The organism is Paenibacillus sp. TY11 (assembly GCF_059772165.1).
Genome location: NZ_JCBAIQ010000017.1, coordinates 1 through 24,899, shown reverse-complemented (window position 1 = coordinate 24,899; position 24,899 = coordinate 1). Strand labels below are relative to the sequence as shown.

The window sequence follows — 24,899 nt, the reverse complement described above, 5'->3', positions numbered from 1 at the left end:
ATTGAGGCTTAATATCAAGTAGAAAGGGGTGAGTTCCATCGAAAATGTACAGCCCAAGCTGCGTCGGGGTAAACCGCTATTAAAGCTCAGAGGTCTGATTACGCTGCTAGTATGTCTAGTTATGGCACTTGTGCTTCTGCCAGTAACCCTGTTATTTGCGGAGAGAGTTGAGCATGAAACTGAGAAGGGGCTCGAGGAAAGGGCAATGTCCATCGCGCGTACACTCGCCCATACGCCGCTTATTGTCGAGCAATTGCAACAGACAGGTTCGTCTCCTTCCATGCAGGAGTATGTGAAGAGGGTTTCAGCGGCGAATCACATCCAGTTTGTCGTGGTTATGGATATGAAGGGAATTCGTAAAACGCACCCGGATGCTAGGATGATCGGCAAAGCCTTTGTCGGCGGAGACGAGTATACTGCACTTCATGGTCATGAGAGCGTGTCCGTTGCGAAGGGGACATTGGGTTTGTCCATGCGCGCCTTTTCCCCCGTGTTCAGTTTAACGGGAAAGCAGGTAGGGGCGATTGTTGTTGGTATATCCATGCAAGATGTACAGAGGGCTCAGGAAGGCAACTACCGTCTTATTGCTATCGCCATTGGGATCGGAATGTTGATTGGCACAGGAGGAGCTGTTGTGCTGGCTCGTAAAATCAAAAATATGCTGGTCGGTCTGGAGCCGCCGGAAATCGCACGCTTGTTGGAGGAACGCAGCGCTATGTTGCAATCCATCAAGGAAGGAGTCATTGCGGTGGATGAATTCGGTCGTGTCATGCTGATGAATGCAGAAGCGATTCGTCTACTTAGGCAAGCGGGGATTGAAGATTTCTCATTCTCCGGACAGGAAATTACCGTTTATTTATCCGCTTTTCGATTGCAAGAGGTCTTGGAAGTAAGTACTCCACAGATGGATGAGGAAATGGAGCTGGGTGGGATAACCTTGCTGACCACCAGTGTTCCGATACGGGTCAAAGGAGAAATTGTGGGAGCGATTGTAACCTTTCGGGATAAAACGGAGATGAACCAGCTTGCGGAACGTTTGACAGGAGTGTCCCTGTACACGGAAGCACTACGCGCGCAGGCTCATGAATTTATGAACAAGCTGCATGTCATTATGGGGATGGTACACTTACGAATGTACGATAAACTGGAACACTACATTATGGATGCCGTTGAGCATCATCAAGTGGAGATTGGCTCCATTACCCGGCAGATTAGGGACCCGGTTATGGCGGGGTTTGTGTTGGGAAAATTAAGCCGGGCCAGAGAAGTAGGAGTGAGCTTCGAACTGACTCCGGGTAGTCACCTGCCCGAATCCAGTCAAACTCAAACGACTCATGAACTGATTACTATTCTTGGTAATCTGTTTGATAATGCGGTGGAGGCGATGGAATCTCTGGAGCACAAGCGGATTACCCTTTCACTTTATTATGAGGAAAACCAGAAGAACGGCTGTCTGACCTGCATAATGTGCGACAATGGACCGGGTATACCGGAAGGACTTGTAGAGGCGATATTTGAAAAAGGTTTTTCGACCAAGGGAGAGTCACGAGGGATGGGGCTTTATCTGGTGACGCAAAGCGTGAAAAGATTAAAAGGAAGTGTAAAGCTGATTCCAGCCGAGCAAGGGTGCTGTTTTCAGATTACGCTTCCATACATTATAGCGGGGAATGATGAATATGATAAATGTCCTGATTGTAGAAGATGATCCGATGGTTGCGGAATTTAACCGCAAATATATGGAGCAGGTAGAGGGTTTTCAATGTGGGGGTTGGGCTTCTTCTGTGGAAGAGGCTAAGAAATATATAGCTGAACAAGCCATTGATCTGATATTGCTAGATGTGTATATGCAGGAAAGTAATGGCCTCGATTTACTGTCATTCATACGGGAAGCGGGAATAAATGTGGATGTCATTGTCATCTCGGCTGCAAGTGACATGAACAGTGTCAAAAAAGCGATGAACTTCGGCGCGGTGGATTATTTGATTAAACCGTTCCACTTTAACCGTTTTCTAGAGGCCCTTACGGGTTACCGAGAGCACATTAGCATTGTGCGTGAGCGCAGCCTACTTTCGCAGGAGGAGCTGGACCGACTGATTTATCATAAAAGCTTGACTAAAGACTTGGCACGGTTGCCCAAAGGCATAACTAAATCCACGCTGGCTATGATATGGAATTGTATCCAGCGGCATAATAAGGTGCTATTTTCCACCGAGGATATTGCGGAGAGCGCAGGGATATCCAGGGTGTCTATGCGCAAGTACCTGGCTTTTATGACTGAGATTGAGGTGCTTTCCATGGAAACCATATACGGTACCATAGGGCGTCCTGTTTACCAATACCGAATATTGCCACAGGCAGAAGGAATCATGAATAGTTATATTTAAACCCTCCTTCCGATTACTTTAATTACAAAAGTGAATGATTAGTTTTAAAACCAAATAAAGCGTTTTCGAAGGTGTAGAATGGAAACATGATCATCATTCTTCACTTTATGGAGGGAGATTTATGGAAAATGCTACGAACCAGCCTGTTATTCAAAAAGGGCAGAGATGGAGTAAAAATTCTGTAGATGGCATTAGGATGCTGGGCAGGGTAAAGGTGGGAGTTATTCCTCTTCCGCTCTATGTCGTGATTGCGTTGATTGTTTATGCAGCTGCAATTACAGAAAGACTTCCGAACGATCTGTTGGGCGGGTTTGCCGTCATCATGATTTTAGGTATACTGCTCAGTGATCTAGGGGCCAAACTTCCGTTGCTCAAGCATATTGGCGGGCCGGCCATTCTGTCACTTATGGTTCCATCGTTAATGGTATTTTGGAATATGTTCAGTCCATCGGCGATGGGGGCTGTACACACGCTTATGAAAACCTCGAATTTTCTTTATTTCTACATCGCTTGTCTAGTAACTGGGAGTATTCTTGGTATGGATCGCAAAATGCTGATGAACGGAATTGTCAAAATTTTTGCTCCCATTATCATAGGATCTATTGCAGCTGTTGCCGTAGGGATGGTGGTGGGCATGGCTTTTGGCTATAGCGCCTATCATACATTTTTTTTCATCATCATTCCGATTATCTCCGGTGGAATTGGGGAAGGCATTTTACCGTTGTCCATTTCGTATGGATTGGTGCTGGGCAAGGATTCCGCGCTATTCGTATCCCAGTTTATCCCGGCTGCAATTATCGGTAACATTGTTGCAATCATAGGTGCGGGTGTTCTGAAGAGATTAGCGGAGAAAAAACCAATAACTTCAGGTAACGGGAGGTTATTGAAACTGGAAAAAGATGAAGGCAAGTTAGCTCCGGCAAACTTGGAACAATCGGTTTCTTTTCCATTGATGGGGGGAGGTCTGCTGTTGGCCTGTACTTTCTTTATTGTGGGTAAGCTGCTGGAACCGTATCTCCATATTCCAGGTCCGATCCTCATGATTCTGGCGGCGGCTTTAATTAAGTGCATTCAGATCATGCCGAACCAATTGGAGCAGGGAGCTTTTCATTTGTACAAATGTATAACGGCAAGTCTGACGTGGCCCTTGATGGTGGGATTGGGTATTTTGTATGTACCTTTAGATAGTGTCGTTGGGATTTTGACGGTTCCTTATGCCATCACCTGCGCATCTGTTGTGGTTGCATTGATTGTTACCGGATACTTCACAGGTAAATGGATTCACATGTATCCCGTAGAAGCTGCTTTGGTGACCAGTTGTCGCGGCGGACTAGGGGGCACGGGAGATGTAGCAATTCTGTCTGCATCCAATCGGATGGAGCTGATGCCTTTTGCGCAAATTGCAACACGTATTGGCGGGGCAGGCACGGTCATTTTAGCAACATTGTTACTCCAATTATGGAGCTGATGAGTTTTATACACAGGACTGAAATTTATAGCTAAATACAGACATGAAAGGACGGAGAAAAATATGAGCAGTTTAATAGATGAAATCAGAGAATTACACGAGGGTGGCAAAATGGAGACCTTACCGAAGAAGCGAATTGAAACGATGGAGGGGTTGTCCAAAGTTTATACGCCGGGTGTGGCTGAAATTTGCATGGAAATTGCGAATGATCCAGCCAAAGCGTACCAATTAACGATCAAAAAAAATACAGTAGCGGTCGTATCAGATGGAACAGCGGTACTTGGATTAGGAGATATCGGACCGGAGGCTGCTATGCCTGTGATGGAGGGTAAAGCGGTGTTGTTCAAACAATTTGCAGGTGTCGATGCATTCCCAATCTGTCTCAATACGAAGGACGCTGATGAGATTGTTCAAATTGTCAAAATGATCGCTCCTGCCTTTGGCGGCATTAATTTGGAAGATATATCTTCGCCACGCTGTTTTGAGATCGAGAGACGGTTGAAAGAGGAACTCGACATTCCAGTATTTCATGATGATCAGCATGGTACGGCAGTCGTTGTATTAGCGGGTCTGGTCAATGCATTGAAGGTATGCGGCAAAAAAATGGAGGATGTCAAAGTCGTATTTGCAGGTATCGGTGCGGCGGGTATGGCCTGCTCCCGTATGCTGCTCAAGGCAGGCGTACGCAATCTGATTGGCGTTGATCGGCAGGGAGCCATTCATCGTGATGTGGAATACAGTAACCCGCATTGGACAGAGTATGCGAACATGACTAATCCGCATAATTTAAGCGGAAGTTTATCCGATGTGATTGTGGGAGCTGATGTGTTCATCGGTGTGTCAGGCCCGAATATACTGAGTGTGGAGGATATACAGAGCATGGCAACTGATCCTATTGTGTTCGCTATGGCGAATCCGAAGCCGGAAATTGATCCGGCTGTAGCCGCACCTTATGTACGTGTACTTGCTACCGGCCGCTCCGATTTTCCAAATCAGATTAACAATGTGCTGTGCTTCCCGGGAATTTTCCGGGGCGCTCTGGATTGCCATGCTACGACGATTAATGAGGAAATGAAACTGGCTGCCGGACTTGCCATCGCTGATGCGATTTGTCCTGAGGAGCTAAGTGAAACTTACATCATACCGAATGTTTTTAATTCGAAGGTGGTTCAAAAAGTACGGGATGCTGTTATTCGTGCTGCATGGGAGACAGGGGTAGCCAAGTCGGGTGAAGCTCCGGCTGCTACTTTACACCCGTAAAAGTTATATTCTTCACAAACTATGGTTCACCGTCTTGGTCTGCTGTTCTCGATACCGCCTGCATCCGTTTAACCTTCGTGGGGAATATAAAGTCGTGCCAATGAGCAGGATATAACAAAGCGTAACGATATATGTTCTTGAACAGGAGTTGCGCTCAATATTACACAGGGGGATTTTGGGATGGGCGAAAAAAATATTTTGGCGTATTTCAAAAGTCCTGAGGAAGCACAGGGAGCCGCTAGAAAACTGGAAGCTCTCCGGGTAGCGGATGTGTCAATAGACCGATTTAGCCGGTATCCGCGACAGTCTACCGGCAACGCCGGACTGCCTGTATTTTCGGGACAGATTAGCAGCTTGTCCTCACTAACACAGGGAGTGGACTTTACAGATGCAACTCCAGCAATACTGGCTGCGGCTGATCCGGCTGCCAGTGGCATGAGTGATGGAGGACAGGGCGGACCGACGGGCCGCGATATTTTGTTGACTGCTGTGGTGGACGAATCCATTCATCATCAGGCGATGTCCATCGTGGAACAAGCGGGTGGAATGCTGTGATAAGTTTGGAAGGAGCAGTGACCGATGTCTCAAAACAAACGGTTTGATAAAGTGCTGACCAAAACTGAGAAAATCAAACGCGCGCAATCTGTCAAAAACGAGGATGTTGAATTTTCGGCAGAGCAGGCAGATGCTGAGGATCTGGAAGCGATCCGGCGTAGCGAAGTAGCTGACCGTCGTCAGCAGCGTATTATAAACGACAGCGAGTAGAATGCAATAAGACGGGTATCCCCATCAATAAGGTTGATTTGTGGGATAGCCCGTCTTATTTGTGTTCTTTCCTCTTTCTATTAATTATCCGCTATATGCAGTTGCGCTAAAAACTAGAGGACCGGAGACGAAAGCAGTAGTCGCAGGCGTTTGATTTTCAATAATCAGTTGATAGTTTTGCACGCCCAGAGGCGCAACATCTACCGTTTCGACATTAAGAATAATGTTGTTGTCAAAGATATTGGACTCCAGTCCGTAATAAATTTCTTGTCCAGCTCTCCATATCCGTACAAGTACTCTAATGTTGCCCGCACCAACAAAACGCAAGCCTATGGATGCTTTTAACTCTACCCGGTTGTTGAGGGCTCCAGGAACAGCAGGATCAATAAATACAGACGTCGTAGCAATTCCAAGTCCGGCTGGTGAAATCGGAACAGGAAGGTTTATACCATTGGTAATAGGTGTGATAACACTAGCATTATAATCCAAAACTGTTTTTGCCATAACTAAATCGCTCCTTTGTTCGAATATAATATATGGTACGTAGTAGAGTTAAGGGTGCTTGGACTAAAACTGTGGACAACATGCATAAGTTCTGCAAAGACATCGTTTGCTCCGATGATACTACCTTTTTTGAACTCATATGCTTGTATATAGTACAATGTAATGTATGCATGTGAAATGAGGAGGAAATGTAAACCATGTTGTGGAATGAAATTACAATACATACAAGCGAGGAAGCCGTCGAAATGATTTCGAATTTTCTGCATGAAGCAGGTGCAGGAGGAGTTTCCATTGAAGAATCCGGTTCGCTCAACAAACCGCGGGATACGTCTTATGGACAGTGGTACGATCGCCCCTTGAACGACATTCCTGAAGGACAAGCGATCATCAAAGGCTATTTTGCCGAAGAAGTGGATATGGACAGTATCCGTTCGCAAATTGAGCCGCGCGTCGAAGAATTGAGAACATTCGATATTGACCCTGGTGAGGTTCAGTATGAGCTGAAAACAGTTGATGAGGATGATTGGGCAAATGCCTGGAAGCAATATTTCAAGCCTTTGCGTGTGTCGGACCGTCTAACGATTAAACCGACTTGGGAAGACTATGAGCCTGCGAGTGAAGATGAAAAAATCATTGAGCTGGACCCTGGTATGGCTTTTGGCACCGGAACGCATCCTACGACATCACTTTGTCTGAGAACGCTGGAATCTGTGATTAAGGGTGGAGAAGAAATCATTGATGTCGGCACGGGCTCCGGTATCTTGGCCATTGGAGCAGTAAAGCTGGGAGCGAAGCATGTGCTTGCCTTGGATCTGGACCCGGTGGCGGTATCCAGTGCGCGGGAAAATACGCGTCTGAACGGACTGGAGGAACGCATCACCATTAAAGAAAGCGATTTGCTATCCGTGCTCAATGCAAGCGATCCAACGCTTGGTATTCAGTTGCCGGTCAAGCTGGTGGTTGCTAATATTTTGGCCGAGATTATTTTGCTGTTCATTGATGATGTATATAAAGCCCTGGAACCAGGTGGTATTTATATTGCTTCTGGGATTTGGAAGAACAAAGAAGAGGTTGTCGAAAGCGCGTTGAAAGCAGCTGGCTTTGAGATTGCTGAAATAAGCCGGGATGAAGATTGGCTGGCGTTTGTGGCGAGAAAGAGGTAAGCATGGATTTTTTACAAAATATTTTTCGTGTGAATTTAAATGTTCTTCCATTTTACTTGCTGGCTGTGATCATATCGTTTACGGTACATGAGTTTGCACATGCGTATTATGCCAATAAATTTGGCGATCCTACAGCCAAGCTGCTTGGGCGCGTGACTTTAAATCCGGCAGTGCATATTGACCTGCTGGGTACGCTGTTGCTGTTGATCGGGGGCTTTGGCTGGGCCAAGCCGGTTCCGGTTAATCGTGACAATTTTAGCCGTCCGCGCCTCATGGGCATTATCGTATCGGCTGCTGGTCCGCTGAGCAATCTGCTGCTTGCATTTGTTACTACTCTGATCTATGCCGTGCTCCTTCATTTTCAAGTATTGCCGGGGATGGAGAACCAGCGGGTGGCTCAGGCAATCTATTTGTTTATCAATGCACTGATCAATTTAAATTTGTTTTTGTTTATCTTTAATTTGATCCCATTGCCTCCACTGGATGGATACCGGATTGTGGAAGATGTGGCCCCCACTCCTGTACGCCGTAAACTTCAGCAATTTGAACAGTGGTCGATCTTTATTTTTCTGCTTATACTGGTCATTCCGCAGGTTCGAGCTGTAACGATTGAACCTCTTTACACGCTGGCCCAGATGATTTATATACAGTTTTTGCAGTTCTCTTTTTATATCACTGGATTATTCGGAGCCTAAGGGCTCCTTTTTTACGAGAATAGGTAGGTATAACCTGAATGGAAGAGGGAACAGACTGGTCATACAGGCGCAAAAGATGATATGATGTTGCTTGGTGATTTATTCGGATTTTGTACGGAACGTCAGTGGATAACAGTTATTTTTAGAATGAGGATTTTGCAAAAATCCAATAAGCGACTTCCAATGAACAAGATATAGATCGAAATGGTCTAGTTCGTCTAGATATTGCACTTTGGAGCGACTGGAATCGAATTTTGCAAAATCCAGGAATAGGTGTGAGAGAGAATGCAGCGTTATTTTATTCCAGCAGAGCAATTTCTGGAAGATCACGTGATTGTTGCGGGTGAGGACGCGCGGCATATCGCCAAAGTCATGCGGGGCCGTAGTGGTGACAAAATTATAGTCAGTGACGGAGTATCTAGGGAAGCGCTGGCTGCATTGGATACGATTGAGCAGAACCATGTTACGGCGACGATCATTGAGCCGCTGGAGATGACCTCTGAACCACATGTGCAGGTCACCATCGCTCAGAGTCTTCCTAAAGGAGACAAGATGGAGACGGTGATGCAAAAATGTACAGAGATCGGAGCAACCGGGTTTGTACCGTTTTTGTCCGAGCGTACGGTCGTACAGTATGATGCCAAAAAAGAAGGCAAGCGACTGGAGCGTTGGCGCAAGATTGTGAAGGAAGCGGCTGAGCAAAGCCACCGTAACCGGATTCCGGAAATTAGCGCGCCCATGACGTGGAAAGAACTTCTGGCTTCTTTTGCTGGGTATGATTTGATATGTTATTGTTATGAAAAAGAGCAGGGTCGGCAGCTACGGGATGTAATCCAGCCTTTGGCAGGACAATGGGCGTCGACGAACAAGCCGCGTGTTCTGCTGGTGGTAGGCCCGGAAGGCGGCTTTACTGAAGCGGAAAGCCTGGAGGCCGAGCAGGCCGGGGCACAGTCTACAGGACTGGGAAGACGTATTTTACGTGCTGAGACCGCAGGTATGGCTGCATTGGCATGCATTTTATATGAGACAGGAGAAATGGGAGGGGTTTAGTATGCCGTCAGTGGCATTTTACACATTGGGCTGTAAGGTAAACTTTTATGATACAGAAGCGATCTGGCAGCTGTTTAAAAATGAAGGTTATGAGCAGGTGGACTTTGATGAGCAGACTGCTGACGTCTACCTTATTAATACATGTACCGTTACGAATACCGGCGATAAAAAGAGTCGTCAGATCATTCGCCGTGCGATTCGGCGGAATCCAGATGCCATAGTGGCAGTGACGGGCTGTTACGCCCAAACTTCTCCTGCCGAAATTATGGATATTCCTGGCGTTGATCTCGTTATCGGGACTCAGGATCGGGACAAAATCATTCCGTTCGTGCAGGAAATTCAAGAAACACGTCAACCGGTTAACGCCGTGCGCAATATTATGAAAACACGTGTATTTGAGGAAATGGATGTGCCTGATTTTGCTAATCATACTCGGGCGTTTTTGAAAATTCAGGATGGTTGCAATAACTTCTGTACCTTCTGCATCATTCCGTGGTCGCGGGGTCTATCCCGCAGTCGTGACGCCGCCAGCATTATTGCACAGGCGCGTCAATTGGTGCACGCGGGCTACAAGGAAATTGTGCTCACAGGTATCCATACAGGCGGTTATGGTGACGACATGGAAAACTATGACCTGTCTGATCTGCTTTGGGATTTGGAGAAGGTGGAAGGGCTGGAGCGTATTCGTATCAGCTCGATTGAAGCCAGCCAGATTGATGAAAAAATGCTTGATGTGCTGAACCGTTCCACCAAGCTGGTTCGTCATTTTCACATACCGCTTCAGGCGGGAGACGACACCGTGTTGAAACGGATGCGTCGCAAGTACACCACAGAAGAGTTTTATAACAAAATGCTTATGATTCGCAAAGCAATGCCAGATGTAGCGATTACAACGGACGTGATTGTCGGCTTCCCTGGGGAGACGGATGAAATGTTCCGCAATGGCTATGAGCTGATGAAAAAAATCGGTTTTTCGGAAATGCACGTGTTCCCGTACTCCAAGCGCAGTGGAACGCCTGCGGCGCGTATGGAGGATCAGGTGGACGAAGACGTGAAAAATGCACGTGTGCATGAGCTGATTGAACTGTCAGAGCAAATGCAACTGGCGTATGCTGAGAAGTTTGTCGGTCAGGTGCTGGAGGTCATTCCGGAAGTTGCGCCGAAAGGGACCGAAGATAGCGGCATGCTTCACGGTTACAGTGACAATTACATTCAACTGGTGTTTGAAGGTACTGAGGATCTGGTGGGCAAGGTGTGCCGCGTGAAACTGACGAAGGCGGGCGTTAATGAAAGTGAAGGTCAATTGGTCCGCGTACTGGAGAACGGGCTGCAAACAGCTCTGTAAGAATAAAAAAAGCCTGAACAGGCAATAGAGATGGCAAACAAGGATTTCGCCTTTCCTTTCAGAGAGGACGGAATCCTTGTTGCGCAAGGAAAGGAGATTACAGAATGGCAGCAAAAAAGGAAATTTCAGCAGGCGGCGTTGTGTTTCGCAAACAGGGGGAGCAGCTTGAAATTCAACTCATTACCGACCGATATGGCAAGGTATCCTTGGCTAAAGGAAAAATGGAGTTGGGAGAAACAATTGAACAGACGGCTTTACGTGAAATTCGCGAGGAAACAGGGTTGAACGGGCGGATTATCCAGCATGTAGATATGATTGCTTATACGTATCAGCATCCTGAATTTGGGGAAGTGGATAAGGAAGTCCACTATTATCTCGTAGAGGCACTGGATGGGGATTTACAGGCACAGATCGAAGAAATTAAAGGAGTTGCGTGGCATACGCCTGAGGAAGCATGGCGTCTCCAGCGCCAGGGCGGATATGACAACAATGATGTCATTTTGAGCAAGGCGCTGTCCATGCTAGGAATTAACGTTTGAATCTGTGGGGAGATATACGATGCTCTAAACGTGTCCATACAGGTAGATAGCAGAGGGGCAAGACCAGCAGAGAGCTGATGACGTTAAACAGGGTTTGGGCATGGGCTACCTTGGCTCCGGACTCGGTAGATATCCAGGCAGCCGCCATTTCCAGCCCAGGGATCAACGGCATAAAGAGCAATGCTCCGCCTACGTTCAGCAGCACGTGGGACCAGGCCACAAATTTGCCGGACACGCTGCCGCCAACAGCGGCAATCAGGGCGGTTACGCAGGTGCCTACATTGGAGCCGATGACGATGGCGATCCCCACATCAGCTGGCAAGGCGCCCGCAGCGGCAAGGCTGATCGCCATGCCAATGACGGCTGCGCTACTGTGAACCAGTGCGGTCAGGCAGGCTCCAGCAGCGAAGGCCCACCACATGTTGGCCGCAGCGTGATCAAGAAACCAGCGGAATAGTCCGGCCTGTTCAATCCAGGGGCCGACCGTTTGCATCACGCGGATACCCGCCAGAATCAACGAAAATCCGGCAAAGACGAGGCTGATATATTGTACAGCCTGTGGGCGGCTAAGCCCATTGGAGCCGGGTGAAGCTCCGTCAGACGCATACTGGCGGCCGGGGACAGCTTCCCCCCACAGGACGGCGGTGCTCCAGCAGAGCAGTGAGCCGCATAGCAGCGGAACAGCCAGCTTGCCGAGCTGGAGCCCCATCAGCTCAGTGGTTAGACAGGTGCCAATATTGGTGCCAAGAATAATACCGAGCGTGCGGCCGTAGGTCAGCAGCCCGGCGTTGACCAGTCCGATCGTCAGCACCGTTACGGCGGTGCTGCTTTGCAGCAGAGCGGTAATGCCTGAGCTGAACAGCATACCCCGCCAAGGGGAAACGGTGGCCCGGTTCAGCCAGCGGGTGAGGAAGGGGCCAGCCAAATGCCGGAGAGCTGCTTCCATCAGCTTCATCCCGCCCAAAAAAATAAGCAGCCCACCGCACAGCGGCAAAATAACGTGTATAAACACGGGCTTATCCCCCTTTCTAGGTGAAAAGTGTTTGAATTCAGATGCTACGTAAGTGTAGTGAACCTAGAGTGCTTTGATACTTCCTTGAAATCACTATATCTTTACCAGCGACTTTTAAGCGACGACCGAAGCATATCGCTTCTCCACAGTACCGTTAAAACGCTTATGTAACAGCCTATGATCTGTAGAGGACAGCCATGACAAGCATGGCCGAGCCGTTTTTATGGAAACGATAATTGTTGTAGTATCTTCACAAGTTTTACAAGTGTGATGTTGATATTAAGACGGGTAGTAGCGCAGTGGTTCATTTGAACCTGGAGAAGCGGTAGCGTTCGCCTGAAAGCTTTCCAAAGGAAAGCTGCTTCGGAAGTATAAACCTAGGGGGATTCTTACCTTTAAATGTTTTACCTAATCTCAAAAATCCCGTTGCAGCAGCGATCGTAAGATCAAATGAAACGCGGGGCTGCGCCCCATCGAACACCACACTTTTAAGGACTTTGAGTAATCCAAGAATGGGAGTGAAGGATTTGCCTTCAGTAATATTAGAACGCAGCCGTAAAAAAAGGCTGGAGCACGCACACCCTTGGGTGTTTAAAAACGAAATAGCCAAGATTGAGGGTGATCCAGAGGCAGGCGATTTGGTCAGCATCGTTAACCATCAGGGGCGTTATTTGGCGACAGGTTACTATAATCCGGCTTCACAAATTACAGTGCGTGTGATGTCCTATGAGCCGCTGGAAGCGATGGACCAAAGCTTTTTTGCCAAACGCTTCCGGAATTGTCTGGAGCACCGCGAACGTTTTGTGACCGGGGGAGACGCTTATCGGTTGGTGTACGGCGAGGCTGATTTTTTGCCTGGACTGATTGTAGACCGTTTTGGTGATGTGTTGGTCGTGCAGCTGTTAACGCTTGGCATGGATCGGCGCAGGGAAGAAATCAGGGATGCGCTCGTTGAGGTAGTTGGTCCTGTTGGTATATATGAACGCAGTGATGTGTCCATCCGCGAGCTGGAAGGATTGGAACAGACGAAGGGGCCTTTGTACGGTGATTGCCCGCGGCATGTGGTGGTGACGGAAAATGGCTTGCAAATCAAGGTCGACATCGTAGAGGGCCAGAAGACTGGTTATTTCTTTGACCAGCGTGAAAATCGTGCAGCAATTGCGCCGTTAATGACAGGTTGGGGAGCACGTAGCGGAATTACGCTACAAGAAGTAGCGGCAGACCCAGAGGATGCTGGCACAACGGTCATGAAGCCTGTGAATAAAAGTGGTAAGGTTGTTGAATTCCCGTTCTGGGACGGAGCAACCGTACTGGAGTGTTTTTCACATACGGGAAGCTTTACGCTCAATGCTTGTAAATACGGTGCTAAAAAAGTAACTTGTCTTGATATTTCTGAGCATGCGATTGAAAGTGCGCGGGATAATGTCAAGCTGAACGGTTTTGAGGAACGCGTCGAGTTTGTCGTCGACGATGCTTTTCAATATTTGCGCAATCAGGTTAAAGGTGTAGAGGAACGCAACGCGCGAGCCGGGGGCAAAGGAGATACATCCAAGCCACTGACAGCAGGTGGCGGACGCACCTTTGATGTGGTCATTCTTGATCCGCCAGCTTTTGCTAAAACGAAGAATGCTGTCAAAGGAGCTACACGGGGATATAAAGATATCAACCTGCACGGGATGAAGCTCGTCAATGAGGGCGGCTATTTGGTGACGGCAAGCTGCTCGTTCCATATGCGGCCGGAGCTGTTTTTGGACACGATTAAGGAAGCGGCGGCAGATGCTGGCAAAATCCTCCGCCTGGTAGATTGGAGAGCGGCTGGTAAGGACCATCCTCAAATTTTGGGTGTGGAGGAAGGCCATTATTTGAAATTCGCCATCTTTGAGGTGCGCAGCCGGACACAGCTGTAGGTTTCAAACAAAGCCAAAGTCAACCACCTTTTTGGTGGTTAAATAGGTGAAATAGGTAAAATAAACTCGTTTTAGGTATAAATCAGTCCTGTAGAGAAGGCATGCACCAAGCCAACCTGCGGGACTGTTTGTTTTTTAGAGGGGGGATCAATTGCTACAACATGGCAAACGTACGTTCTTTTCTCCCTTGCCTGATATGCTATACTGTTTAATAGAATGTTGTTCGTTGGAAAGGAGGCCGCATCATGTCGGTCCGCTTGTTGATTGGCCGCTCTGGTAGTGGTAAAAGTACGTTAATCCGCAATGAAATGACGTCTATGTTACGCGAGGAGCCGCTAGGTAAGCCTATGCTGTTACTTGTACCGGAGCAATCGTCATTTGCTTCTGAACATGCGTTGCTTACAGAAGCCGGAAACGGTATTCAGGGGTCGGTGCGCGCCCAAGTGATGGGATTTCATCGTCTTGCCTATTTAGTCATGCAAGAAACCGGGGGTTCAGCACTGGTGCCTGTAACGGAAGAAGGCAAGAAGATGCTTTTATATAAAATTATTCGTCGTCGCAAGGATGAACTGAGTTTGTTTAAGGATTCGGGAGACCAGCTCGGCTTTGTAGATCGGTTGAATACGTTGTTTACGGAGCTAAAGCAGTACGGAAATGATACTCGGTCAGTACCGGAGCAACTGGAGCGAATGAATGCTGCGGGGGAGTCAACTCCGATTTTGCGCGGCAAGCTCAAAGATATCAGTCTAATCTATGAAGATTTTGAACGAGAGCTGACGCTTAGATATATTGACGGTGAAGATACGCTGCGCATGCTGGCAGAACAGATTGCCGAGTCTTCCCTTGTGCGCGGAGCAGATATTTGGATGGATGGCTACCGCAGGTTTACACCGCATGAATACAAGGTGGTGGAGCAGCTTATGCTGCACGCTTCTTCGTTGACGGTGGCGCTGACTTGCAGCCGCAGCTACGAGAGCGGACAGCTTCCGCATGAGCTGGATTTGTTTCATCCCTCAGCGGCTACGTATGTAAAGCTCAAAGGAATGGCAGACGAGCTGATGATAGAGACGCAGACACAATTACTGCGCCCTGATCCGCTGCCGAGATTTAAGGAACGTCCGGCGTTGGCGTATTTGGAGGCTAACTTCGAATATCGTACAGGGCTGCGAAATCAGGAACAACGGATGCGGCTGCAGCAGCTACGAGAGCAGTGGACAGAAGAACAGCCGGAAGGCATAAAACTGTATGCTGCGGCGAATCGCCGCGCTGAGTTGGAAGGGGCTGTACGCGAAATGCGTCGTCTGGCCCGAGATGAGGGCGCGCGTTATCGGGAGATGGCCCTGTTTGTGCGTCATATTGAAGATTATGAGCCTTGGGTGGAACCGATATTCAAGCAATATGATGTTCCGGTATTTTTGGATCAGCGGAGAAGTGTATTGCATCATCCCTTGGTAGAATTGATTCGGGCTTCGCTGGATATCGTGCAGCGGCGTTGGCGATATGAGGATGTATTTCGTGCGGTCAAAACAGACCTTCTACTGCCGCTGGATGGTCGGGTGAGCCGCGAGGAGATGGACCGTCTGGAAAACTATGTACTGGCGTGCGGAATACAAGGCAGCCGTTGGACAGACGGTCGGCCTTGGCAGGCTGTGCCCAGCTTGTCGCTGGAGCTGGGGGAGCAGGAACGGAATCGTCAACGGGATGAAACGTTGGATTTGATGGAGCTGTGCCGGGATGTGATCGTGACGCCTTTACGTGCGTTTGAGAAACGTATGGGTAAGGCACGAACTGCGCTTGAGAAGTGTGAAGCGGTGTATCTGTTGCTGGAGGATGCAGAAATCGGCCACAAGCTGGACGCCTTCATTCATCAGGCTGAGGGAGCAGGAAATCCTGAGCAGGCGAAGGAGCATCGTCAGGTATGGGATGCGGTGCTTGAACTACTGGATCAAATCGTCGAAATGATGGGTGACGAGAGACTGGATACTTCTTTGTTTGCGGGTGTGCTGGAAACGGGATTGGCTGAGTTCCGTATGGGACTTGTTCCACCAGCTCTGGATCAGGTTCTGGTCGGAAACACGGACCGTACGCGTGTAGCTGGTATTCAACATGCCTTTGTGCTAGGTATGAACGAAGGTGTGATGCCGGCTGTGTTCCACGAGGACGGTGTTCTGAATGAGCAGGAGCGTACGGCATTAAACGAGCGAGGTGTAGAGCTGGCGCCGGACATGACGAGACGACTGTTGGACGAACGTTTTCTCGCTTATACGGCCCTTACCTCAGCCGGTAAAAGCCTGTGGATGAGCTATGCAGTGACCGATGAAGAAGGGAAGTCGTTGCTGCCGTCAGAGTTAGTACGACATGTGCGGCAACTGTTTCCTGGTCTGGACGAACGTCCGCTGGCTGGATACCCTTTGCCTGGGGACGCTTGGACGACGCAATGGGAGTATGCTTCCCATCCGTCCGAGGCTTTGCCGCAGCTCATTGCGCAATTACGGCATTGGCGGCGTGGCGGTGACATTTTATCCCCCTGGTGGGAGGTATATAACTGGTATGCCAGCCAGCAAGGGCGTGAGAAGGACAAGCTTCGCCAGCTGTTGACCTCACTTTTTTACGAAAACCATGCCGAAATGCAGAAGGAAACGAGCCGCCGTCTGTACGGCAGCAAGCTGCGTACCAGCGTATCTCGTATGGAGCGTTTTGTAGCATGTCCGTTTTCGCACTTTGCCTCTCACGGTCTTCGTTTGAAAGAACGTCAAATGTATCGCCTGAAGGCGCCGGATATCGGACAATTATTCCATGCAGCGCTTGGAGAGATGGCAATCAATTTGCGTAAACGCAACGTCAGCTGGGGTAGTCTCAGCACCGAGGAATGCCGCCAAGAGGCGGAAAGTACAGTGGAGCGTCTGGCTCCTCGTCTGCAAGGCGAGATTTTAATGAGCTCCAAGCGGTATGGCTACATTTTGCGCAAGTTGAAAGACATCGTGAGCCGTGCTTCGTTGATTTTGGGTGAACATGCGCGGAGAGGTAGCTTTGAGCCAATTGGGCTGGAGTTGGACTTTGGGCCGGGTCAGCAGCTTCCTCCGTTAAGCTTCCGGTTAGATAACGGCGTTGTAATGGAAATTGTTGGACGGATTGACCGAGTAGATGTGGCAGAGGGAGAAAAGGGGTTACTTTTGCGTGTCATCGATTACAAGTCCAGCCAAAAGGATCTCAAACTTCATGAGGTGTATTATGGCTTGTCCCTGCAAATGCTCACGTACCTGGACGTGCTGCTGAATGCGGCGGAGGAATGGTTGGGCGAGACTGCTTATCCAGCGGGTACACTGTATTTTCACGTCCACAATCCGATGTTGCAGTCGCCTAACGGTCTTAGCGCAGAACAGGCCCGTCAGGAGCTTTTGAAACGTTTTAAGATGAAGGGGTTATTGCTCGCGGATCGGGATGTGGTTGGACAAATGGATACAGCATTGGACAAGGGATACTCCTCTATTTTACCTGTTGCGGTGAAAGCAGACGGCAGTTTTTATAGCAGTGCTTCGGTTGCTTCGCCGGAACAGTGGGATAGTCTGCTAGCTTCGGTGCGCGATAATATTCGAACGATTGGAACACGGATGACAGAGGGCGATGTGGCCATTGAACCTTATCGTATCCAGCAAGAGACGGCATGTACCTTCTGCTCTTTTAAGCCTGTTTGTCAATTTGACGACAGTCTGGAGGGCAGTGGCTACAATCAATGGGGTAAACCGGGTAAGGATCAGATCTGGAATCTGCTGGGTCATACACAGGAAGGGAAAGGAGGAATGGACCAATGATAGGCACGTCAAACACTAAAGGCATGCCGAAGCCGGAAGGCAGTATGTGGAGTGATGACCAGTGGCGTGCCATTTCGGAATCCGGTAACAACATGCTGGTCGCGGCAGCGGCAGGGTCTGGTAAAACAGCGGTGCTCGTAGAGCGTATTATTCGTAAAATCGTCGATCCCCAGCTCGGCTTCAGTGTGGATCGGTTACTGGTAGCGACCTTTACGAAGGCTGCAGCCGCCGAAATGCGTCAACGGATACGCGAAGCGTTGGAACGTGTGCTGGAACAGGAACCGGAAAGTGAGCATGTACGCCGCCAGCTATCGTTGCTGAATCGGGCCTCGATTACGACGCTTCACTCATTTTGTATGGAGGTCATCCGCAGGCATTATCAGGACATTCCCCTTGATCCCGGTTTTCGGATTATGAATGAGCATGAGACAGAATTGCTGCGCCAGGAGCTCCTGGAAGAACTGTTTGAGGAGAAATATGAGGCTCATGATGAAGGCAGTACATTCCGCAGACTGGTCGACTGGTTTAGTGGAGAACGCACCGATGATGCAATGTACGTGCTTGTTCAGCGGTTGTATGATTTTTCTCAAAGTCATCCTTGGCCCGAGCATTGGCTGCGGGAGACGGCAGCAGCATTTCGTGTACAGGATGTAGCCGCTTTGGGAGAGACTCCCTGGGTTCGCAGCATTTTGGCGGATGCCGCACTGTCTCTACGTGGAGCAGCTAGCTTGTTGGAACAGGCACATGAAACAGCTATGCAGCCCAGCGGCCCCGCACCTTATGCCGTGACGCTGCAAGAGGATGCGGCCATGGTGAAGGGATTGCTGCAGGAGTTGGAGACACAGCCGTGGGCATCCCTGTATGATCATTTTCAGGCAGCGTCCTTCGGTAAGCTCAAGCCGGTCAAAAAAGATCAGACCGAGCCTGCATTGCAGGAACGGGTTAAGACGCTGCGCGAGGCAGCCAAAAAAATGATTACAGATATGAAGGCTTCCCTGTTCGGTAGGAGAGCAGAAGCTTATTTGGAGGAACTGCATGCGACGGCTCCTTTGATGGACGAACTGGTAGAAACCGTGATTGTATTCGGGGAACGATTTCAACAGCATAAGCAGTCAAAAGGGCTGGTGGATTTCGGGGATTTGGAGCATTATTGTCTGAAAATATTACGACATCCCGACTCTACGCCGTACAAGCTACTACCTTCCGACGCTGCGCTCGAATACAAGGCGCAATTCGACGAGGTGCTGCTGGATGAGTATCAGGATACGAATACCGTACAGGAGGATATTGTTAGGCTAGTATCACGCGAGGAACCGGGTAACCGTTTTATGGTAGGAGACGTGAAGCAGAGTATTTATCGGTTTCGGCTGGCAGAGCCGGGTCTGTTTTTAAATAAGTATCAACGGTACGGTATGCAGGAGCAGGAAGATGGGTTTTTGATTGATCTGGCGCGTAATTTCCGCAGTCGGGAGGAAGTTGTCGATGCGGTCAATTTGGTGTTCCGCCAGATTATGAGTGTGGATGTGGCGGAAATTGAGTACGATGAACGAGCGTGGTTGGTACACGGCGCATCCTATCCCGAGCAGATGGAGAAAGACGCTGCATCTGCATACGCACCTGAACTGCTGTTAGTTGATAGAGGCGGGCGTGGTCTTTCCGAGGCTTCGGAGCTATCCGAAACGGGAGAAGAATCTGCTTTGCAGGAAAGTGAGCTGGCCGAGCTTGCGGAGTTGGAAACGGCACAGTTAGAGGCTCGTGCGATCGCGCAACGGATTAAGGAGCTGACTGGAGATACTGGACAACCACTGTTGATTTACGACAAAGGATTAAAAGCGATGCGTCCGGCAGTCTACGGCGATATTGTCATTTTGCTTCGTTCGGCAAGCGTGTGGGCCCCCCTAATTGTGGAAGAACTGCGTCTTGAGGGTATTCCGGCCTCCGGGGAGCAGACGACAGGCTTTTTTAAAGCAACGGAAGTAGAGGTGATGTTGTCTCTATTACACATTATTGATAATCCACAGCAGGACATCCCGCTTGCATCCGTGCTTCGTTCGCCGATTGTAGGCTTGACCGAAGATGAACTGGCACAAATCCGGTTGGAGAAGCCGGATGGATTGTTTTATGGCGCTTTGCTGGCGGCAGCAGAGGCTGACCAGCTGGAGGAGAGCGAAAAAGGGACCTCTGCTGACATCATGGAGCTGGACCTTTTCACTGAGGACTCGTTATCTTCATCTGGCTTTGGCAATAGAAATGACGGGAATACGTTGTCTGCCCGACTACGTTCATTTTTGCGTAATTTGGAAGCATGGCGGCAGGAAGCCAGACAAGGTAGCTTAAGTGCATTGATTTGGAATGTGCTGGAGGAAACGGGGTATCTGGATTGGGTGGGCGGACTGCCTGGCGGCTCACAGCGTCAAAGCAATTTGCGGGCGTTATATGACCGAGCGAGACAGTATGAGACTTCTACGTCAAACCGAGGATTGTTCCGATTTCTGACCTTCATTTCCCGTTTGCGGGAGCGAGGCGGTGATTTAGGATCAATTAGCGGGGGGACTGAACCCGATCAGGCTGTCCGCATTATGACAATTCATAAAAGTAAAGGACTTGAATTCCCTGTCGTGTTTATTGCTGGGACGGCAAAAATGTTCAATCAGCAGGATTTGAACGCGCCGTTTCTTATGCACAAGGAGTTGGGTTTTGGCCCCAAATATGTAGAGGAACAAAACCGTGTCAGCTACCCTACGCTGCCTAATTTAGCGATCCGCCGACGCTCACAGCTGGAGCTGTTGGCTGAGGAAATGCGGGTGTTATATGTGGCGCTTACGCGTCCGCGTGAAAAGCTTATTATGACCGGAACGGTGAAGGATCTCGCTTCGCGCGCAGCGGGTTGGGCACGTGCCAAAGAACATACGGAAACTGTCTTACCAGACTATATGCTGGCGGCAGGCCGCAGCTATCTGGACTGGATAGGTCCCGCTTTGATTCGGCATCCTTCTGCTATTGCGTTGAGGGAAGCGGCAGGTAGTCAGGATGGGTACTATCACAGGCTGGTACACATGCCGGGGACAGACTGGTTATTTAAAATCGTAGCTTCGGAAACACTTTCCGGCTCTCGTGTGAACTCAGATCATGAGGAAGAGGTGTCGGGCGAAGAGCGCCAACAGAAGACAGAAGCACTGAGAAATGCGGAGCCAATCAACAGAAGATGGACTTCGTCTGGTTCAAATTCATTTGAAGAAATGACCGGAGACAAGTCAGATGTGGAAACCGTTAGTGGAGCTACTGTAGAGAATGTATTTTTTGGTGAGGAATCCGAGTCTATATTGGATCAGCCTAAAGGCATGACCGTAGGGAGTGAAACGGATATTGCTGCTGCTCTTTCCTGGACCTACCCGTATGAACGGGCCGGCAAGACGGCAGCCAATACGTCAGTTACCGAGATGAAAAGATGGCTGGAAATGCAGGAGATTGGATCGGACGATTGGCTGAATCTCTCTACCTCCTTACTAGCAGAGTTACCGGAGGATAGGGAAGATTCTCATACTGGGGGCAGTCAATTACACTTGCGCAGACCTAAGTTTATGGGAAATCAGAGACTGACTCCAACGGAACGAGGAACGGTCTATCATACGTTGCTGCTGCATTTACCGCTAGATGGGGTGATGAGCGCTGAGGTTATTGAGGAAACAAAGGCTCGTTTGCTGAATCAGCGCATGTTACTGGATGTTCATGCAAAGGCGCTGGATACGGATAAAATATTACGTTTTTTCACTAGTGAGCTGGGTGGCAGAATGCTGGGGGCATCCCATGTTCAACGTGAGCTTCCGTTTACTTATACCATGCGGGCAACCGATTACTGGAACCACAGCTTACCATCGGTGCTGCCAGGACAAGAGACAGATACGGAAGGTGTGCAGGACGACGATAAAGTGCTGATGAACGGGATTATTGACTGTCTGTTTGAAACTCCCGAAGGACTCGTGCTGCTGGATTATAAAACAGATCAGATATCCGAATATCGTACGCTGTCACATTTAACGGACCAATATCGTTTTCAATTGGAGCTGTATGCCCGTGTGATCGAAGAGATTACAGGCAAAAAGGTTGCTGAGAAGTGGCTGTATTTTTTAGAGGCTGGAGAGAGTGTACGGCTGTAGTTATATAGATAGGGAGAGGAGGAATAGCATGCGGATTTTGCATACAGGTGATTGGCATTTGGGTCGCACGTTGGAAGGACGCAGCCGTTTGAAGGAACAGGAGGCGTTTTTGGAAGAATTGGCGAAAATGGCTGACGATCAGCAGGCCGATTTGATTATGATGGCTGGAGACGTGTACGACTCAGTCAATCCTTCGGCCGCCGCCGAGCAATTGTTTTATGAAACATCTGCCCGTCTTACGGCTGGAGGAAGACCGTTGGTCGTCATTGCGGGCAATCATGATCAGCCGGAAAGGGTATCCTCGGTCACGCCGCTGGTGAGCGGGCGTGGAATAACATTGCTGGGACTGCCCAGTGGCGAAGCGGTACGTGTTCATACACCGCGAACGGGCGAAATGGCTTGCATTGCAGCCTTGCCATATCCCTCCGAGTCTCGTCTGAACGAGCTATTGTCTGAAGACGGAGATGAAACAGTATTACGCGAGGCCTATAGCCGCCGTGTAGGTATGCTGATGTCACAGCTGGGTACAGCGTTTCGGCCCGACACCGTTAATTTGTCGATGAGCCATATTTATGTGCTCGGCGGGCTGGAGTCGGACTCGGAACGCCCGATTCAGGTCGGGGGAGCTTATACCGTAGATCCGTCTGCTCTGAGCATTGGGGCGCAGTATACGGCTCTGGGACATTTGCATCGTCCCCAATATGTGAAGGGAGACGGGCTGATGCGTTATAGTGGCTCTCCGCTGGCTTATAGCTTTTCTGAAGCCGGACAAGCCAAATCGGTTACGTTAATTGACGTGGTTGCAGGCAAGCCTGCACAGGTCGAGGAATTGTATATTACCAGTGGACGCCCATTAGTGAGGTGGCGCGCACGGGGAGGTCTGGAGGAAGTATATCGCTGGCTGGACGAAGGACTGGATGCCGATGCCTTTATTGATCTGGAAATTACGCTGGATGAAGCGATGTCGATGGGAGATATTCAGCGGCTGCGCAAAAGCCGTGAAGGCATCATTCATATTCGCCCCATGTATCCAGAAATGGCTGCCGCACAGTTGGAGCACCAACGATCAGAACTGCCGGTTCATGAGCTGTTCCGGGCATTCTATCAGCGGCAGACAGGCGGAGCACAACCGGATGACGGATTAGTGCAGTTGTTTCTGGAACTGGTGGAACAGGATGATGCAAGGGACCACGCTGAGGAGGATGATGTATGAAACCGATCCTTCTGAAACTGGCGGGGTTGCAAAGCTACCGGGAGTCGCAGGAAATTCGTTTTGACGATTTGACCGAAACGGGACTGTTTGGAATTTTTGGCCCAACCGGTAGTGGCAAATCAACGTTGCTGGATGCCATTACGTTGGCTATGTACGGTAAAGTGGAGCGGGCGGTGAATGGTACTCAAGGCATTATGAATCATGCCGAGGATACGTTGTCTGTTGCATTTACGTTTGAATTAATGTCAGCTCAAGGACCTCGCCGTTATCGTGTAGAACGACGTTTTAAACGCGCTGGAGGCGTATCGGTTAATAATACGCTTAGCCGCTTTATTGCGTATACAGAGGACGGCGAGGAAGTGCTTGCCGACAAGGTGCAGGATGTGACGCGCTGTGTGGAGGAGTATATCGGCCTGAAAATGGACGATTTTACACGCGCTGTTGTATTGCCGCAAGGAAAGTTTGCGGAATTTTTGTCCTTAAAGGGCAGCGAACGCAGACAGATGCTACAGCGTTTATTCCATCTGGAGAAGTACGGAGATCAACTTGCACAGAAGCTGAGCCGCCGTGTGAAGGACAATGACATCGCACTGAAAGCATTGGAAGCGGAGCAGCAAGGGCTGGGGGATGCGAGTGCTGAAGCGCTTAAACTTGTAGAGCTGCGTCTCAAAGAGGCGTTTGCCAATGCAGAGGCTTCGCGCCGCGAGCTAGAGCGTGTTTCACGTGAATCGGAGGCTCTGAACAAAACACGTGAGCTGGTCATCGAGCTTAGCCGAAGAGCGAACGAGCTGGAGGAGATGGCAGCACAAGAGCCAGGTATTGCTTTGCTGGAGCGTAAGCTGCGACAAGCATCTGCAGCCGAGGCATTGCTGCCTGCACTGACGGATTGGAAGGAAGCCGTTGCTGAAGCGGAAAAACGGCAAAAGACTGCCGAAGAAGTGGCAGTTCTGGCCGCCTCCGCGCAGGAGGCGGCGCTTGTGTCTGCGCAAGCAGATGAGCAGGCCCGGCAAGCACTCAGTGCCGAAGAACCGAAGCTATTGCTTCGGATCGACCAACTAGAGCAGGCGCTTCAACTGGAGCGTGATACGGAAGCGTTGCGTACCGAACGGGAACGTCTGGCGGCCGAGCTTGTGCATAGCGAACAAACCCTTGCTGAACATGCCGAAGGACTCGCAAAGGAACAAGAGCTACAGACGCGAGGTTTGAAGCGTCAGCAGGAGCTTCAACAGGAGCTAAAGCAAAATGAAGTGCGGGCAGATGAGCGGCGTATGCTGCAAGAGGCTGTGCAACGACTGCAACAGTTGGAGATCGCGAATGAGCAATTGCGTGAAGCTGAACAGGAGTACGCCGCTCAGGAGAAACGGCTTGCGCAAGCTGACGAACGTTTAAAGTTAACGGAGCAGGAGACGCAGGAGACGGAGTCGCGGCGTTCTGCCCTAGCTGCACAGGCGGCTGAAGGCATTGAGGCATTGCTGACGCTGGAGGCAGAGATCACCGCCGATATGTCGGCACTGGCTGCCGAGGAGGAGCAACTGCGCCACGAGCTCCGCGCCGAGGAGCTGGGCCGTCTCGCACAGCACCTTGCCGCCGAGCTGCGCGAGGGTGAGCCGTGCGCAGTGTGCGGC

General features: G+C 49.7%; 18 protein-coding genes. 16 read left to right on the top strand and 2 right to left on the bottom strand.

The window, feature by feature from the left end:
- Positions 1-28 precede the first annotated feature (28 nt).
- From dcuS to AC6EJC_RS18285, 6 genes are all read left to right on the top strand, one after another.
- Positions 29-1,705: a DcuS/MalK family sensor histidine kinase gene (gene dcuS, locus AC6EJC_RS18310; protein ID WP_444955194.1), complete on the top strand. Its 1,677-nt coding sequence runs from the start codon at positions 29-31 to the stop codon at positions 1,703-1,705.
- The gene (gene dcuR / locus AC6EJC_RS18305; protein ID WP_444955193.1) at positions 1,677-2,384 is read left to right on the top strand and encodes a two-component system response regulator DcuR; all 708 of its coding nucleotides are present in this window, start codon (positions 1,677-1,679) and stop codon (positions 2,382-2,384) included. The genes dcuS and dcuR overlap by 29 nt, the downstream gene beginning before the upstream one ends.
- Before the next feature lie 121 nt (positions 2,385-2,505).
- On the top strand, positions 2,506-3,852 hold the full coding sequence (locus AC6EJC_RS18300; RefSeq protein WP_444955192.1) for a 2-hydroxycarboxylate transporter family protein: 1,347 nt from the start codon (positions 2,506-2,508) through the stop codon (positions 3,850-3,852).
- A 63-nt stretch (positions 3,853-3,915) separates the two neighbouring features.
- Positions 3,916-5,112 (top strand): NAD(P)-dependent malic enzyme, encoded by a 1,197-nt coding sequence (locus AC6EJC_RS18295; RefSeq protein ID WP_444955191.1) that lies wholly within the window; start codon positions 3,916-3,918, stop codon positions 5,110-5,112.
- A 180-nt stretch (positions 5,113-5,292) separates the two neighbouring features.
- Positions 5,293-5,667: a hypothetical protein gene (locus tag AC6EJC_RS18290; RefSeq protein WP_444955190.1), complete on the top strand. Its 375-nt coding sequence runs from the start codon at positions 5,293-5,295 to the stop codon at positions 5,665-5,667.
- Between the two features lie 24 nt (positions 5,668-5,691).
- Positions 5,692-5,877 (top strand): YfhD family protein, encoded by a 186-nt coding sequence (locus tag AC6EJC_RS18285; RefSeq protein WP_444955189.1) that lies wholly within the window; start codon positions 5,692-5,694, stop codon positions 5,875-5,877.
- 84 nt (positions 5,878-5,961) lie between these two features.
- Here AC6EJC_RS18285 and AC6EJC_RS18280 read toward each other — a convergent pair whose 3' ends face one another.
- Positions 5,962-6,381: a hypothetical protein gene (locus AC6EJC_RS18280; protein ID WP_444955188.1), complete on the bottom strand. Its 420-nt coding sequence runs from the start codon at positions 6,379-6,381 to the stop codon at positions 5,962-5,964.
- Between the two features lie 197 nt (positions 6,382-6,578).
- On the opposite strand from AC6EJC_RS18280, the gene prmA reads away from it, so the two are divergent.
- The 5 genes from prmA (at position 6,579) to AC6EJC_RS18255 (ending at position 11,173) form a co-directional block, all read left to right on the top strand.
- Positions 6,579-7,544 carry a 50S ribosomal protein L11 methyltransferase gene (gene prmA, locus AC6EJC_RS18275; RefSeq protein WP_444955187.1) on the top strand — a complete coding sequence of 322 codons (966 nt, stop codon included), beginning with the start codon at positions 6,579-6,581 and terminating at the stop codon, positions 7,542-7,544.
- A 2-nt stretch (positions 7,545-7,546) separates the two neighbouring features.
- Positions 7,547-8,239, top strand: a complete 693-nt coding sequence (locus AC6EJC_RS18270) for a site-2 protease family protein (protein WP_023989504.1) — start codon at positions 7,547-7,549, stop codon at positions 8,237-8,239.
- A 285-nt stretch (positions 8,240-8,524) separates the two neighbouring features.
- Positions 8,525-9,289, top strand: a complete 765-nt coding sequence (locus AC6EJC_RS18265) for a 16S rRNA (uracil(1498)-N(3))-methyltransferase (RefSeq protein WP_444955186.1) — start codon at positions 8,525-8,527, stop codon at positions 9,287-9,289.
- A gap of 1 nt (position 9,290) precedes the next feature.
- Complete coding sequence (mtaB, locus tag AC6EJC_RS18260) at positions 9,291-10,634, top strand: tRNA (N(6)-L-threonylcarbamoyladenosine(37)-C(2))-methylthiotransferase MtaB (RefSeq protein WP_444955185.1); 1,344 nt, start codon at positions 9,291-9,293, stop codon at positions 10,632-10,634.
- 104 nt (positions 10,635-10,738) lie between these two features.
- Positions 10,739-11,173 carry an NUDIX hydrolase gene (locus AC6EJC_RS18255; protein WP_013311157.1) on the top strand — a complete coding sequence of 145 codons (435 nt, stop codon included), beginning with the start codon at positions 10,739-10,741 and terminating at the stop codon, positions 11,171-11,173.
- Here the strand turns inward: AC6EJC_RS18255 and AC6EJC_RS18250 are convergent.
- Positions 11,163-12,185 (bottom strand): Na/Pi cotransporter family protein, encoded by a 1,023-nt coding sequence (locus AC6EJC_RS18250; RefSeq protein WP_444955184.1) that lies wholly within the window; start codon positions 12,183-12,185, stop codon positions 11,163-11,165. The two genes, AC6EJC_RS18255 and AC6EJC_RS18250, sit on opposite strands and share 11 nt — an antisense overlap.
- A 527-nt stretch (positions 12,186-12,712) precedes the next feature.
- On the opposite strand from AC6EJC_RS18250, the gene AC6EJC_RS18245 reads away from it, so the two are divergent.
- The 5 genes from AC6EJC_RS18245 to AC6EJC_RS18225 all read left to right on the top strand — a co-directional run.
- Positions 12,713-14,092: a class I SAM-dependent rRNA methyltransferase gene (locus AC6EJC_RS18245; protein WP_444955183.1), complete on the top strand. Its 1,380-nt coding sequence runs from the start codon at positions 12,713-12,715 to the stop codon at positions 14,090-14,092.
- Between the two features lie 245 nt (positions 14,093-14,337).
- Entirely contained in the window at positions 14,338-17,904 is a 3,567-nt protein-coding gene (gene addB, locus AC6EJC_RS18240) for a helicase-exonuclease AddAB subunit AddB (protein WP_444955182.1), read from the top strand.
- Positions 17,901-22,061, top strand: coding sequence for a helicase-exonuclease AddAB subunit AddA (gene addA / locus AC6EJC_RS18235; RefSeq protein ID WP_444955181.1), 4,161 nt, complete (start codon positions 17,901-17,903; stop codon positions 22,059-22,061). Before addB ends, addA begins: the two co-directional genes overlap by 4 nt.
- A 28-nt stretch (positions 22,062-22,089) precedes the next feature.
- The gene (locus AC6EJC_RS18230) at positions 22,090-23,274 is read left to right on the top strand and encodes an exonuclease SbcCD subunit D (protein ID WP_444955180.1); all 1,185 of its coding nucleotides are present in this window, start codon (positions 22,090-22,092) and stop codon (positions 23,272-23,274) included.
- Positions 23,271-24,899, top strand: a 1,629-nt coding sequence (locus AC6EJC_RS18225; RefSeq protein ID WP_444955179.1) for an AAA family ATPase, incomplete at its 3' end; no start/stop codon positions are given. The genes AC6EJC_RS18230 and AC6EJC_RS18225, both read left to right, overlap by 4 nt.

Coding starts and splice junctions, on each gene's coding strand:
- AC6EJC_RS18285 (WP_444955189.1), top strand. CDS start 5,692: ATGTCTCAAAACAAACGGTTTGATAAAGTGCTGACCAAAACTGAGAAA.
- prmA (WP_444955187.1), top strand. CDS start 6,579: ATGTTGTGGAATGAAATTACAATACATACAAGCGAGGAAGCCGTCGAA.
- addB (WP_444955182.1), top strand. CDS start 14,338: ATGTCGGTCCGCTTGTTGATTGGCCGCTCTGGTAGTGGTAAAAGTACG.
- addA (WP_444955181.1), top strand. CDS start 17,901: ATGATAGGCACGTCAAACACTAAAGGCATGCCGAAGCCGGAAGGCAGT.
- AC6EJC_RS18270 (WP_023989504.1), top strand. CDS start 7,547: ATGGATTTTTTACAAAATATTTTTCGTGTGAATTTAAATGTTCTTCCA.
- AC6EJC_RS18290 (WP_444955190.1), top strand. CDS start 5,293: ATGGGCGAAAAAAATATTTTGGCGTATTTCAAAAGTCCTGAGGAAGCA.
- AC6EJC_RS18295 (WP_444955191.1), top strand. CDS start 3,916: ATGAGCAGTTTAATAGATGAAATCAGAGAATTACACGAGGGTGGCAAA.
- AC6EJC_RS18265 (WP_444955186.1), top strand. CDS start 8,525: ATGCAGCGTTATTTTATTCCAGCAGAGCAATTTCTGGAAGATCACGTG.
- dcuR (WP_444955193.1), top strand. CDS start 1,677: ATGATAAATGTCCTGATTGTAGAAGATGATCCGATGGTTGCGGAATTT.
- AC6EJC_RS18300 (WP_444955192.1), top strand. CDS start 2,506: ATGGAAAATGCTACGAACCAGCCTGTTATTCAAAAAGGGCAGAGATGG.
- AC6EJC_RS18280 (WP_444955188.1), bottom strand. CDS start 6,381: ATGGCAAAAACAGTTTTGGATTATAATGCTAGTGTTATCACACCTATT.
- mtaB (WP_444955185.1), top strand. CDS start 9,291: ATGCCGTCAGTGGCATTTTACACATTGGGCTGTAAGGTAAACTTTTAT.
- AC6EJC_RS18255 (WP_013311157.1), top strand. CDS start 10,739: ATGGCAGCAAAAAAGGAAATTTCAGCAGGCGGCGTTGTGTTTCGCAAA.
- AC6EJC_RS18230 (WP_444955180.1), top strand. CDS start 22,090: ATGCGGATTTTGCATACAGGTGATTGGCATTTGGGTCGCACGTTGGAA.